The following is a 12,104-nucleotide window of genomic DNA, read 5'->3' as shown; positions in this document are numbered from 1 at the left end:
GCAGTCTACGATCGGCAACGATTTAGATAAACTATGCGAATCTATCTTTAAACCATAGAGAAACTACGTTTATGGACACCGGGTTCCTGAGCAACCTGCTGCTGGTCGTGGAGAGCGGCTCCATGGCGGAGGCCGCGCGGCGCGTGGGCGTGACGCCCGCCGCGATCGCGCAGCAAATCCAGGCGCTGGAGCGCGAGCTGGGCGTGGCGCTCGTCATGCGTGCAGGGCGCACCGTCATTCCCACGGAGGCGGGCCAGCGCGTGGTGGAACGCGCCCGCTCGCTCGTGCGCGGTTTCGACGAGTTGAAAGCGCTGGCGCAGGAGCAGGAAATGGGCGGCGAGCTGCGCGTGGGGACCATCACGTCGGCGCTGCTGAGCGTGCTGCCCGATGTGCTGGCGCGCTTCGCCGCCGCTTTCCCGCAGGTCAAGCTGCTGATACGCGCAGGTACCTCGACGGAACTCTTCGAGGCCTTGCAGCGCGGCGAGGTGGACGTGGCCATTTGCCTGCATCCCGCCTTCGCGCTGCCGAAAACGTACGACTGGCACCTGTTGCGCGAGGAGCCCATCGTCGTGCTCGCGCCTGCCAGGTTCGGGCGCGCGGATCCGCACGACCTGCTGCGCCGCGAGCCGTTCATTCGGTACGACCGCGCGCTGGGCGGCGGCAAGCAGGCCGACCAGTATTTGCGCCGCGCGAAGATCGCACCGCGCGAGCTGTTCGAACTGAACTCGCTGATGGCGATTGCGCTGATGGTGGATCGCGGCCTTGGCGTCTCGCTCGTGCCCGATATCGGCACGCCGCTTACGAAAGGCTTGCGGCTCGCACGCCTGCCACTACCCGAGGAAGCCGAGCCGCGTCGTTTCGGCATTCTGTGGTCGCGCGCTTCCGCGCGCAGCCGCGTGATACGGGGGATGATCGAATGTTCCGGAGAGGCGCTGCGCAGGTGATGATGGGGTGATACGGTCGCGCGGGCTTCAAACGCCCGCCGGCTTGCCGATGCGCTTGTACCAAAGTTCGATGAACGACTCCGCCGCGGGCGAAAGCGAATGCTCGGCGCGCCGGATCAGATTGACGTCGCGCGTGACGACGGGCGCTTCGAGCTTCCGTGCGACAAGATCGCGGTGCGGAAACGCACCGAGCAGCATGCCAGGAAAGACCGCAATGCCGAGTCCCGCCTCCGTCATCGAAAGCCCCGTTGTCATATAGGACACCTCATATTCAACGGCCTTGCGCTCACCTAACGCGAAGAGCGTCTCGTCGATCAGGCCGCGAATGCCGCTGCCCGGCTTCACGCCGATCCACGGGTAGCCGAGCGCATCGGCCCACGTTACACGGCGTTTTTTCGCGAGCGGCGAGTCCTTGCGGCAGATCGCGCAGAGCCTGTCACGCGCGAGACATTGCAACGTAATGCCTTCGGGTTTGTCGCTGATCGTGCCGATGCTGAATTCCACGTCGCCGGTCAGCGTGGACGCCGTGAGCCGGTCGGGCGCGGCGTCGTCGATCGACACTTCGATGTTCGGATACAGCGCGCGATATTCGGCCACGAGCCGCGGCACGATGGCCGCCGCGATGGAAGGCGTGGCGGCGAAACGCAACTGCCCGCGCTCGCGTCCGGCCAACTCCTTCACGCTCGACTGGATCGATTCGAGGTCGCGCAGCATGCGCTCGACGGTAGGCAGGATTTCGCGCGCCGCCACCGTGGGCCGCAGCGAGCGCGACGTGCGGTCGAACAGGCGCATGCCGAGCGCTTCCTCCATCTGCCGGATCAGTACGCTCACGGCGGGCTGCGTGATGAACATCTCGTCGGCGGCACGCGTGAGCACGCCGAAGCGGCAGACGAGCGCGAACGCCCGCAGTTGTTTGATAGTCGGTTGCATAAAGTAACTTTATGGAGCCATTGATTTTGTTCGATTGTCTTCATGACTATAGTGCCTTACATTGCATTGCGGCAGATTCGAGTGAAGCCGAAAACGATCCGATAAAAGCAGGCCAGCCGCGAGCCGGCCGCAGGAGACAGTCGTGAGAGCAATGGATACGCGCATTCGCTGGCGCGGCGCCGTGGCGTCGACGCTCGGAAACGTGCTGGAGTGGTACGACTTCGTCGTATTCGGGTTTCTCTCTATCATCATCGCGAGGCAGTTCTTTCCCGGCGACAGCGAATACGCGGCGCTCATGCTGACCACGGCCACTTTCGGCGCGGGCTTCGTGGTGCGGCCGCTCGGCGGCGTGCTGCTCGGCATGTACGCCGATCGCAAGGGCCGCAAGGCGGGCCTCACGCTCGTCATCGCCTTGATGACGCTGGCGGCCGCGATGGTCGCCTTTACGCCCGGTTTTCAGCAGATCGGACTCGTTGCGCCCACAATCGTCTTGTGCGCCCGTCTGCTGCAGGGTATTTCGGCGGGCGGCGAGTTCGGCACGGCCACGGCCATGCTGATCGAGTACGCGCCCAAAGGGCGGCGCAATCTCTACGGCAGCTGGCAAATGTTCGCCCAGGCGCTGGGTGCGCTGCTGGCCGTGGCAATGGGCAGCGCGCTCACGCACCTGTTCACGCCGCACGCGCTCGAATCCTGGGCATGGCGCATTCCTTTCCTCTTTGGTCTGCTCATTGGTCCGGTGGGCTTCTATATCCGCCGCAGCCTGCCCGAGACCGAGGCGTTCGAGCAGATCGACAAGCGCGTGAAGGCGCCGTTCAGCCGCGTGGTGTCGCAATACCCGCGCGAGCTTTTCGTGGCGACGGCGCTGAGCGCCGCGCTCAATGTCATGGCGTACGTGATCATCACCTACCTGCCGATTTATTCGGTGCAGAACCTGCACATGCCGGTGACGCTGCCCTTTACCGTGCTGCTCGCCAGCGTGCTGCTGCGCGTGGTCACGATTCCGCTGTTCGGCCATCTGGCGGACCGCGTGGGCGGCAACCGCATGATCTGCTGCTCGCTCATCGTCTTTCTCGTCGTGCTGTATCCGGCCTATTACTGGATCGTAAGCGCGCCTTCCATCGTGTCGATCATGACGGTGGAACTGCTGTTTGCGCTGCTGATCGGCGCTTCGAACAGTCCGATTCCCACGGCTCTCGCCGCGCTCTTTCCCACCGAAGTGCGCTCCACGGGCCTGGCGATTTCGTACAACATCGGCGCGGCGATTTTCGGCGGGTTCTCGCCGTTCGTGCTGACGTGGCTGCTGCATACCACGGGCAACAACATGGCGCCTGCCCACTTCTGCGCGGTGTTCTTCGCGCTGGGTCTCGTTGGCGCATTCATGCTCAAGCGTGACGAACCGCATTTGAACGACCTTTCCGCGCCTTCGTCCATTTGAGCGGAGCGGCGCAACCCCGGCACGCCGACGGTTCAAACCACACGATAAGGATGACGAAGCGTCGGCCATTCCCTCGGCACATCTCGAACAGGAGACACCAGCATGCCCGTCATCGACGTCCATACCCATATCTTCACGCACAAGTGGCTCGAACTGCTCAAGCAGCGCGGCGGCGCCTACAACATTCAAACGCGGCCCGACGGGCAGCAGGAAGTGTTTCGCGGCAATACGCCGGTCGTGATTCCGCAGAAGGGCCATTTCGATTTCGACCTGCGCATCGAGCACATGAACGAAGCGGGCATCGACGTCTCGGTCGTTTCGCTGACGTGCCCGAACGTCTTCTGGGGCGACGAGGAAACGAGCTGCCAGGCCGCGCGCGAGACCAACGACACGATTGCCGAGGGCCAGGCCGCGCACCCCGAGCGTATCCGCTGGTTCGCTTCGCTGCCGTGGGAGTATCCGCAACGCGCGGTGCAGGAACTGGAGCGCGCCTGCGCCAACGGCGCGAGCGGCGTGATGGTGCTCGCCAACGTGGCGGGCCGCAGCCTCACGGACCCGATGTTCGCGCCGGTCTGGGCCGAGATCGACCGGCGCTCGCTGCCGGTGCTCGTGCATCCCACCGATCCCCCGGGCGTCGATCAAATGGACATGACGAAGTTCGACCTGAGCTGGTCGGTGGGCTTCATGTTCGATACGACGCTCGCCGTCACGCGCATGATCTTCGAAGGCTTCTTCGACCAGTATCCGAACCTCAAGATCATTGCCTCGCATGCGGGTGGAGCGCTGCCGTATCTCGCAGGCCGCTTCGCCAAGGGCGACGAAGTGGAAATTCCGCAGCGCCGCCAGATGAAGCGCAAGCCGATCGACTACCTGCGCCACATCTATTACGACTGCATCACGTATAGCCCGGCCTCGCTCGAGTTCCTGATCTCGGTGGTGGGCGTGGACCAGGTCATGTTCGGCACGGACTGGCCGCACCAGGTGCATGACACGCGCGGTGCGATTGCCAATACCGCGCGCCTGCCGAAGGCGCAAAGCGATGCGGTGCGCGGCAGCAACGCGCTGAGAGTGTTTGGTTTCTGAGCGTTGGAGACGACAGGCGCGGCGTGTGGGCCGCGCCTGTCGACCTGAAGTTCGAGCCTATTCCGCGAAAAGATCCGGTCCGAAGACTTCGTAGTGAATCCGGGCTTCGTGAACGCCGAAATTCTTTAGCGCATCGTGCTGCATGCGCATGAAGGGAATCGGGCCGCAAATAGAGTAGTCGGCGTCCGGTTGCAGAATCGCCTGCTTGATCTGCCCGATTTCGACGAACCCCGCGTAATCGTAATCGCGGCCTTGCCCATCGCCGGGCAGCGGCTCGTTGTAGAAAATCACGAGGTGGAAGTTGGCGTTCGCGCCGTGCACGAACACCACTTTGCGGTCCGGATCCTGAAGCGCACGCTTGAGCATGCTGATCATCGGCGTGAGGCCCACGCCGCCGCTGATGAGCACGATAGGCGTATGCGCGTTCACGTCGATATGGAAGTTGCCATAAGGCGCGGCCAGTTTCACCTCGTCGCCCACGTTTACGTGATCGTGCAGCAGGTTCGAAACATAACCGGCCGGCTGCGGGCCGCCGGCCTCGCGCTTCACGGAAATGCGATAGGTCCGGCCATTGGGCATGTCGGAAAGACTGTATTGCCGGATCTGCTGCAAGCCGAGCGCCGGCACGGTCACGCCGATGCTGATGGACTGGCCAGGCTCGAAGTTCGCGACCGGGCCGCCATCGGTCGGCTCGAGTACGAATGAGGTGATGATGCTGCTTTCGGGCCGCTTCTCGCGCACGACGAACTTGCGCCAGCCGGTCCAGCCGCCCAGCTTGTCGCCGGAACCTTCATAGAGTTCGCTTTCCATGCCCATGAGCACGTCGGCGAGATTGCCGTAGGCCTGCGCCCATGCGGAGATGATGTCCTCGGTGGCCGCGTCGCCGAGCACGTCCTTGATCGCGCCTAGCAGATGTTCGCCAACGATAGGGTAGTGCTCGGGCAGCACGCCGAGGCTCGCGTGCTTGTTTGCAATGTTCTTGAGCGCGGCCGCGAGGCTCGAAGGGTCTTCGATGTTTTCCGCGTACGCACAGAACGGCACGCGCGAGCGCCTGCTGTTGCTGCCCCTGTTCCTGATGCGCCATGTTGAACACATTCTTCAGTTCAGGGTGGGCTTCGAAGAGCCGCGCGTAAAAACGCTTGATGATGGCGTAACCGTGGTCGGCGAGCACGGGCGCGGTCGCCTTCACGATGTCCTTGAAGAACAGTAATGAGGAGGCAAGCTCGAATTCAGGAAGATGCGGCGGCCGATCTATCCGCTCGATGCGATCTGACCGCCGCAGAAATATGACTCAGTACCCCTGCACCCAATGCCCCGGAATCCACACCCACTGGTTGCCTTCCCAGCGGTAATGTCCCTTGGCCCAGGCATAGCCCTGGGCGGGTGCGGGCGGCGGCGTCTCGACGCGCGGCGACGGTTCCGGTGGGTGGGCCGGTTCCACAATACACGCGGAAAGCAGGGCGGCGCAGGCGACCAGGGTCACGGGGTGCAATAGTTTTATTTTCATGACGGGTGTCCTCCACTGACTGAAATTATTTGGTTGTCCGAATGGCTGGCTGGTCTCGTCGCGTGGCGGCATCCGGGTCCACGCAAAGCGGCCCGCTTCGGTGTTTGTCTGTTCCTCACCGTTCATGCCCTTATCAAACCCGTGGTCGCATTTTTTGTGCCTGCATCGCCGAATAGCGTCGATGCCGTGCGCAGCGGATCGAGTCCGAGGCTCTCCGCGGCCGCGCCCGCGATCAATGCGTCGAGTGAGGCCGTGGGCTTGAGGTCGCGCGACTCGTAGAGATCCGTGCTGCGCAGCCCCGGCCAGTCGGCCTGTATGCGTCCCCCCGCCACGGCGCCGCCCGCGAGCATCGCCACCGAAGCCTGCCCGTGGTCGGTGCCGCCCGTGCCGTTCGCCGCGGCCGTGCGGCCGAACTCGGTCGCGACGAGTACCGTGGTCTTGTCCCACGCGGGGCCGAGTCCGTCGCGCAGCGCGGCGAGCATCGTGTCGAGCGCTTTCAGCTGATTCGCGAGCCGCGCGTTCTGCGCGCTGTGCGTGTCCCATCCGCCGGTTTCGATCATGGCGATGCGCGGGCCATCGGGGCGCGAGAGGAAGCTCGCCGCAAGCTTGCCGACGCTCGCGGGGTCCTGGCGCGCGCTGGCGTCGCCCGCAAGCCCACGCGCGTTCATCGCCGAAGTCCAGAGCGCGCGCAGTTGCGGATCGGCTTCGTAGAGCGCGGAAACGCGCGTGAGCAGATCGTCGGACGCGCTCGGCAGCGCGGAGGGCGCGTACGAACTCACCTGCACCGTGCCGCGCAGTGCGAGCGGCACGGTAGGCGCGAGCGCAATGGCGTTTTCGCGCGAGGCAGGCAGCATGGCGACGAGCCGGTTGAGCCAGCCGTCCTTGACCTGGTAGGGCGCGCGACCACCTGTTTCCAGCACGTTCTGACCGTCGAAGTGGGAGCGGTCGCGATACGGCGAAGCGATCGCATGCACGAAAAGCGCCTGTTTCTCGCCATACATCTGCGCTATCTGGACGAGCGACGGATGCAGCGCGAACGTGCCGTCGAGTTTAGTAGCCTTGTCGATGTCGATGGCGAGCGGGCCGCGCAGCGTAGCGTAGGCCGGCTCCGCATAGGGCACGACGATGTTGAGCCCGTCGGCCGCGCCGCGCTGGATCACGAACACGAAGCGGCGCTCGGTTTCGACGCTGGCGAACACGATCCGGGGCGCGACGAGCATCGCGCCCGCGCCGGCGGCGGCTACGCGCAGGAAATGGCGGCGGGAAACCATGGCGGTTATCTCCTCAGGAAATCGGGCGAGACGAGCAGCAAGGCGATCGCGGTGGACGCGCTTTCGGCATGCGCGACTGCGGTGGCCGTGGGCGCGCTGAGCGTGGCGCCCATGAGCGTGTTGCCGAGCGTGCGTGGGTCGAGCCGGTCGCCCACGCGCGCCGAGAAGCGCTGGGCGACTTCCACGCGGCGCACGAGCGCGTCGGGCGCGGCCCAGCTGGCGGCGATGTCGTCGTAACCGGCGGGCGAGCCCGGCCGCCACACTGGCTGGCCGAGTTGCGTGAGCAGCGGCGCGGCATTGATGTCGCCCGCGTCGCCGGGTTCGCGCCAGCCGAGGCCTCGCATCGACGAAACGGTCCATTCCCACGGCGTCTTGAACTTCGCATCGATGGGCGCCCACGCTTGCGGCGCTTCAACGAGCGCGCGGTACACGGTGGTCAGATCGCCGCCGCTTTGCTCGAACGCGAGCGCGAGACGCTCGGTCAGCGCGGGCGGCGGATTGTCGGCGACGAAGTGGCGCGCGAGCTGGAGCGCGATATGGCGGCTCGTGGCGCTCGCGTGCGCGAGGTCGTTCAGGATGGCGAGCGCCTGCTGCTCGCCCGGTTGATCGTAGCGCTTGCCCATCACGGTGCGCGTACCCGGCTCGTGCAGCGCGGGGCGAAACACGAAGCTACCTGGCGCGGCGTTCCCAGGCTGCGGCCCGCGCACGCCCGCCACACTCCAGCCCGTGAGAGCGCGCGCGAATTCGGTCACGTCGTCCTGGGTGTAGCCAGTGCGCACGCCGAGCGTGTGCAGCTCCATGATCTCGCGTGCGAGGTTCTCGTTCAGGCCGCGCCTGTGCGCGGGGTCGCGCTGATCGGCGCGCAGGGCGGCGCGACTGTCCGGACCCACGGAGCGCGTCTGATCGAGAAAGAGCTGCATGGCAGGGTGCTGCTCGACGGCGACCAGCATGTCGGCGAAATTGCCGAGCACGTGTGGCCGTATCGCTTCCATTTCGAATGCGCCCGCCATGCCCGCAATCAGCGCCTTGTCCACCGATACGGCGAAGTGGTTCGACCAGAAGTGCACGAGGCGCTCGACGAAAGGCGTGTCGGTCTGCAAGGCGCTCGTGAGGCGCGCGTTGACCGCGCTGCGGTAGATGCCCACGCTCTCGCGGCGGATCGCCTGGTTGACCGCGCGGCGTGCGGCTTGTTGTGTGTTTTCTTGTGCGTTCGTCTCCGAAGCCGCGCTCGCAGCCGCGTCGCCCGCCATGCCTTGCTGGCGCTCCGCCCCGAAGCGCGCGGCGAGTGCCAGCGCGCCGGGCTCGTTGCGCCATGCGGACGGCAGCGGTTCGTATGCCTCGAACTGGCCGAGCAGCCAGCCTTGGGGGTTGGCGGGCGGCGTCTCGTGGGCGCGCGCGCCGAGGCCGAAGCGGTTCATGGCGATCGCGCCGGCGCGGGCATTCGAAAGGCTTTCCATGCGCGGTCCTTGTGCTCGTTGGAGCGTTGCGTATTCCCGTTAAACGCTCGTCGCTCACGCTATCCGTCGCTGGTCCGCCAATTTATTCACGGTGCGCCGCTCGCCTCACTGACGGCTTTCTGCGGTTGCTTTTGCGGCTGCGCCGGCAGCCGCCACTGGCCGCGTTTCTCGAGCCCTTCGACGAACTTCACGCGTTCATCGGGCGTGAGCGTGGCCGCGAAATCGACCACGCCGCTTTCGATTTGCGCGCGCAATGCGCTGTCGGCCGTGCGCGTGCGCTTGAGCGCGGCGTCGATGGCGTTGCGGTCGAGTTGCGGCGCGGCGAGCAGGTCGAGCACCTCGCGCCGGCCGTCGCGTCCGTCGCGCGCGTACTGGTGGCCTTCGCGCCGCGAGGACTTGAGCGCCTGGGCGAACTGCTGCTGGCGTTCCGGCGAAAGCTCTTCGGTGGCGAAGCGCAACGCCACGCGCTGCGTCGCTTGCGCCTGCGGCTCGCCGCGTACGGCGAACCAGCGCCACGCACCGCCTGCAATCGCGCCGAGCAGAAAAACGTTCAGGAGTACCGAGCCGACGAGCAGCGTTTTCCATGAGCAGCCGTTCATTCGTCACTCCCTTCGGCGCCGGGGTTGAGGTTCGATTCGCCCCAGTCCGAACTGGTCCCCCCAAAGCTCGTGCTGAGATACGTCTCATGCGGGGCTGCGGGCGTCGCGCCGCCGAGGACGACAAACGATATCGTCAGCGCGCCCGCAAGCGCGCCCGCGAGGCCCACGCCCGCGAATGCCGCGCCGGACCACCAGAAGCTGCGGCGCTTCGCGGCGGCAACTGGCTTCACCGGTGCGCCCGCAACGATCTGCTCGAAGAGCGCGCGAGGGGGCGGCGCAACCATGTCGCGGGAGAGCCAGCTGTCGAGCGCCATGGCTTCGTCGAGCGCCGCGTTGGCTTCGACGCGATGCGCACGCGCCCATTCGAGCGCGTCTTCGCGCTCGTGCTGCGGCCAGCGCTGCGGGTCGGCGCCATAAGCCGCGACGAGCGTGTGGAATCGTTCGGGTGTCATACGGAGTCCTTACCGGCAGCTTCGCCGGCCAGTAGTGCGCGCAAGGTGCGCCGGGCGCGCGCCAGCAGGCTTTCGAGCGCGTCCACCGAAATATCCATCAGGCCGGCTGCTTCGAGGTTCGAAAGCTCCTGATAGTAAGTGAGCACGAGCGCTTCGCGCTGCCGCACGGGCAGCGCCGCGAGTGCGGCGCGCACGCGTTCGTCGCGCGTGCGCGCTTCGATCTGCTGGTCGGGCGAGCCTGCGGGATCGGGGGCCGGCTCGCTCACGGCGTGCACGTCTGCTACGGTCTCTTCGCGCCGACCGCGCAGGCGGTCGTAGCACAGGTTGAGCGCCACGCGATGCAGCCACGTGTCGAATTTCGCTTCGCCCGTGCGCCAGCTGGGCGCCTGTTTCCAGATCCGCACGAACGCTTCCTGAGCGACGTCTTCGGCTTCGCTGTGGTCGCCCAGCATGCGTGTGGCGAGTGCGATGAGGCGCGGCAGCTTGCTCGCGACGAGCGCGCGTACGGCAAGCGGATCACGCGCGCCGACACGCGCGACGAGTTCCGCATCCGGATCGCGTTCGTTCAAGGCCTTCCCGGCCTTGTCGGTCTGCAAAGATTGAACCGCAGGCGGACCCGCTGCCGCGCCGTCATAGTCGTTTCCCAGTTTGAAGTCGGGCATTCAGGCCTTATGCTGCTCGAGCCGCGCTATGCCCAGTGGCCCGGAATCCATCTTCAGTTCGGGCGATCCTCGACCCAGTGCCCCGGCACCCAGTTGTACCCCGAGCGGGCCTCTTCCCAGCGGCCGGGTTCCCACACATACACGCCCCGGTCCCAGCGCCAGTGGCCGGACTGCCACACATAGCCCTGGCGCGGCGGCGGGGGCGCTTCTTCCCGCGGCGGAGGCGGCGGCGACGTCGGCGCGACGACCACGGGCTGCTGTGGCGGCTCATTTGGCTCGACGACCATGGGCTGCTGTGCCGCCTCATTCGGCGCGACGACCACGGGCTGTGCGAGCGCGGCCGTTGCGGTGGAGGCGAACAGAGCGGCGGCAAGTGAGGAACGCAGCATGATTTCTCTCCCTTGATGCAGAGGGGTCGACAGCCCCTATAAGGACTTAAACGGCGCCGCGGGGAAAATCCGTCGCGGACGATTTATTCACCACGCAATTTTCGCGCTCAGCGTCGAATTTACCGGCCTCGAAAGTAGTTGCTTGACAACTGCAATTTCCGAACCCGAAAGACTTACGCTCAGGGTTTTTACCTAATATGAACCGCCACAAAATTGTTAAATTTCTGTCTTAGAATGGACATTCTAGATTGACTGCGGCGATGCAACATTCGTTTTCAAACATAGGAATGCAGCCGTAAGTCAAGCCATCGGGGGTTGGCGCTTTAATTAGTAAGACTAACCAAGGAGCATGATCTGATGTCCGTTTCCGCACCCGAACAATTCCGCGCGAACTACCAAGCCGGCGTCGCAGCGTTCTTTGCGCTCTCGAAGCCCGTTTTCGAGGGCGTGCAGGCCGTGATCGATCTCAACGTCCAGGCGAGCAAGGCTGCCATCGCCGAAAGCGAAGCGACGCTCAAAGGTGCCCTCCAGAGCGGCAATCCCGCCGAGTTCCTGACGCAGCAAATTGGTGCGTCGCAGCAGGCGGCCGCCAAGGCTATGTCGTACAGCCGCCATCTCGTCGACATCGCGACGACGACCCAGAACGAGTGGATTCAAGCTGCCCAGGCGCAATCGGGCGAGCACGAGCAGCGTTTCAAGGCCTTTTCCGAAGGTCTGACGCAAAACGCGCCCTTGGGCGCGGAGCCCTTCGTCGCGGCCATGAACTCGACGTTCGCAGCCATGAACAATGCCGCCGAAACGCTGCGCGGCGTGACCCGCCAGGCCATCGAAACGGCCCAGAGCGGTTTCCAGAACGTCGTCGCTTCCGCCCAGGAAGCCGCGCCGGTCGCGGTCCAGCCGGCTGCCGCCAAGGCAAGCTCGGCCAAGGCCTGATTCGCGTTCCTGCCCACCGGCAATACGCCAACGCGCGTCAACACGCGTCTTCGTCGCCCTGAATGAACGACGAGGACGCGGCGTTTGCCGGTTCAGCTTCCCAGACATCGATATTCCAGCGCATTTGCAGAGCAGGAGCTCAACATGACTGACATTGTGATCGTATCGGCCGCACGTACGGCAGTAGGCAAATTCGGCGGTTCGCTCGCGAAGGTGGCGGCGCCCGACCTGGGCGCGATCGTCATCAAGGCCGCGCTCGAGCGCGCGGGCGTTACGCCCGAGCAGGTGAGCGACGTGATCATGGGTCAGGTGCTCACGGCCGGTTCGGGCCAGAACGTGGCGCGCCAGGCATCGATCAAGGCGGGCCTGCCCACGGCCGTTCCCGCCATGACGATCAACAAGGTGTGCGGCTCGGGCCTGAAGGCGGTGATGCTCGCGGCCA

At 65.3% G+C, this 12,104-nt stretch carries 12 protein-coding genes and 2 pseudogenes; 5 read left to right on the top strand and 9 right to left on the bottom strand.

Annotated features, from left to right (window positions below):
* Nucleotides 1-71: 71 nt before the first annotated feature.
* Nucleotides 72-944 carry a LysR substrate-binding domain-containing protein gene (locus tag M3A49_RS28165; RefSeq protein WP_266231955.1) on the top strand — a complete coding sequence of 291 codons (873 nt, stop codon included), beginning with the start codon at nt 72-74 and terminating at the stop codon, nt 942-944.
* A 27-nt stretch (nt 945-971) separates the two neighbouring features.
* Here the strand turns inward: M3A49_RS28165 and M3A49_RS28160 are convergent, their stop codons facing one another.
* Nucleotides 972-1,874 carry a LysR family transcriptional regulator gene (locus M3A49_RS28160; RefSeq protein ID WP_266231954.1) on the bottom strand — a complete coding sequence of 301 codons (903 nt, stop codon included), beginning with the start codon at nt 1,872-1,874 and terminating at the stop codon, nt 972-974.
* A gap of 151 nt (nt 1,875-2,025) precedes the next feature.
* On the opposite strand from M3A49_RS28160, the gene M3A49_RS28155 reads away from it, so the two are divergent.
* On the top strand, nt 2,026-3,309 hold the full coding sequence (locus M3A49_RS28155; RefSeq protein ID WP_266232103.1) for an MFS transporter: 1,284 nt from the start codon (nt 2,026-2,028) through the stop codon (nt 3,307-3,309).
* 102 nt (nt 3,310-3,411) lie between these two features.
* Nucleotides 3,412-4,392, top strand: coding sequence for an amidohydrolase family protein (locus M3A49_RS28150; protein ID WP_266231953.1), 981 nt, complete (start codon nt 3,412-3,414; stop codon nt 4,390-4,392).
* A gap of 57 nt (nt 4,393-4,449) precedes the next feature.
* On the opposite strand, the pseudogene hmpA reads toward M3A49_RS28150, so the two are convergent.
* The 8 genes and pseudogenes from hmpA to M3A49_RS28110 form a co-directional block, all read right to left on the bottom strand.
* Nucleotides 4,450-5,599: pseudogene (hmpA, locus tag M3A49_RS28145) on the bottom strand (NO-inducible flavohemoprotein).
* Between the two features lie 84 nt (nt 5,600-5,683).
* Nucleotides 5,684-5,899 (bottom strand): YXWGXW repeat-containing protein, encoded by a 216-nt coding sequence (locus tag M3A49_RS28140; protein WP_266231952.1) that lies wholly within the window; start codon nt 5,897-5,899, stop codon nt 5,684-5,686.
* A gap of 122 nt (nt 5,900-6,021) precedes the next feature.
* Nucleotides 6,022-7,170 carry a DUF1501 domain-containing protein gene (locus M3A49_RS28135; protein ID WP_416339026.1) on the bottom strand — a complete coding sequence of 383 codons (1,149 nt, stop codon included), beginning with the start codon at nt 7,168-7,170 and terminating at the stop codon, nt 6,022-6,024.
* A 5-nt stretch (nt 7,171-7,175) separates the two neighbouring features.
* Nucleotides 7,176-8,627 carry a DUF1800 domain-containing protein gene (locus M3A49_RS28130; RefSeq protein WP_266231951.1) on the bottom strand — a complete coding sequence of 484 codons (1,452 nt, stop codon included), beginning with the start codon at nt 8,625-8,627 and terminating at the stop codon, nt 7,176-7,178.
* 86 nt (nt 8,628-8,713) lie between these two features.
* Nucleotides 8,714-9,226, bottom strand: coding sequence for a periplasmic heavy metal sensor (locus tag M3A49_RS28125; RefSeq protein WP_266231950.1), 513 nt, complete (start codon nt 9,224-9,226; stop codon nt 8,714-8,716).
* Complete coding sequence (locus M3A49_RS28120; protein WP_266231949.1) at nt 9,223-9,678, bottom strand: hypothetical protein; 456 nt, start codon at nt 9,676-9,678, stop codon at nt 9,223-9,225. Before M3A49_RS28120 ends, M3A49_RS28125 begins: the two co-directional genes overlap by 4 nt.
* Nucleotides 9,675-10,340: an RNA polymerase sigma factor gene (locus M3A49_RS28115; protein ID WP_266231948.1), complete on the bottom strand. Its 666-nt coding sequence runs from the start codon at nt 10,338-10,340 to the stop codon at nt 9,675-9,677. Before M3A49_RS28115 ends, M3A49_RS28120 begins: the two co-directional genes overlap by 4 nt.
* A gap of 53 nt (nt 10,341-10,393) precedes the next feature.
* Entirely contained in the window at nt 10,394-10,729 is a 336-nt protein-coding gene (locus tag M3A49_RS28110; RefSeq protein ID WP_416339025.1) for a YXWGXW repeat-containing protein, read from the bottom strand.
* 357 nt (nt 10,730-11,086) lie between these two features.
* Between M3A49_RS28110 and phaP the strand changes: the two genes are divergently transcribed.
* Together phaP and M3A49_RS28100 are read left to right on the top strand one after the other, a co-directional pair.
* Nucleotides 11,087-11,662 (top strand): TIGR01841 family phasin, encoded by a 576-nt coding sequence (phaP, locus tag M3A49_RS28105; protein WP_266231947.1) that lies wholly within the window; start codon nt 11,087-11,089, stop codon nt 11,660-11,662.
* 144 nt (nt 11,663-11,806) lie between these two features.
* Nucleotides 11,807-12,104: pseudogene (locus M3A49_RS28100) on the top strand (acetyl-CoA C-acetyltransferase); the annotation flags it as partial.

Source organism: Paraburkholderia sp. CNPSo 3076, assembly GCF_026343935.1.
GTDB lineage: Bacteria > Pseudomonadota > Gammaproteobacteria > Burkholderiales > Burkholderiaceae > Paraburkholderia > Paraburkholderia nodosa.
This window is presented reverse-complemented; position numbering and strand designations above follow the sequence as displayed.

What these genes read in the sequence shown, in the direction of transcription:
- phaP (WP_266231947.1), top strand. Translation starts at nt 11,087, where the DNA reads ATGTCCGTTTCCGCACCCGAACAATTCCGCGCGAACTACCAAGCCGGC.
- M3A49_RS28150 (WP_266231953.1), top strand. Translation starts at nt 3,412, where the DNA reads ATGCCCGTCATCGACGTCCATACCCATATCTTCACGCACAAGTGGCTC.
- M3A49_RS28130 (WP_266231951.1), bottom strand. Translation starts at nt 8,627, where the DNA reads ATGGAAAGCCTTTCGAATGCCCGCGCCGGCGCGATCGCCATGAACCGC.
- M3A49_RS28160 (WP_266231954.1), bottom strand. Translation starts at nt 1,874, where the DNA reads ATGCAACCGACTATCAAACAACTGCGGGCGTTCGCGCTCGTCTGCCGC.
- M3A49_RS28110 (WP_416339025.1), bottom strand. Translation starts at nt 10,729, where the DNA reads ATGCTGCGTTCCTCACTTGCCGCCGCTCTGTTCGCCTCCACCGCAACG.
- M3A49_RS28125 (WP_266231950.1), bottom strand. Translation starts at nt 9,226, where the DNA reads ATGAACGGCTGCTCATGGAAAACGCTGCTCGTCGGCTCGGTACTCCTG.
- M3A49_RS28135 (WP_416339026.1), bottom strand. Translation starts at nt 7,170, where the DNA reads ATGGTTTCCCGCCGCCATTTCCTGCGCGTAGCCGCCGCCGGCGCGGGC.
- M3A49_RS28140 (WP_266231952.1), bottom strand. Translation starts at nt 5,899, where the DNA reads ATGAAAATAAAACTATTGCACCCCGTGACCCTGGTCGCCTGCGCCGCC.
- M3A49_RS28155 (WP_266232103.1), top strand. Translation starts at nt 2,026, where the DNA reads ATGGATACGCGCATTCGCTGGCGCGGCGCCGTGGCGTCGACGCTCGGA.
- M3A49_RS28165 (WP_266231955.1), top strand. Translation starts at nt 72, where the DNA reads ATGGACACCGGGTTCCTGAGCAACCTGCTGCTGGTCGTGGAGAGCGGC.
- M3A49_RS28115 (WP_266231948.1), bottom strand. Translation starts at nt 10,340, where the DNA reads ATGCCCGACTTCAAACTGGGAAACGACTATGACGGCGCGGCAGCGGGT.
- M3A49_RS28120 (WP_266231949.1), bottom strand. Translation starts at nt 9,678, where the DNA reads ATGACACCCGAACGATTCCACACGCTCGTCGCGGCTTATGGCGCCGAC.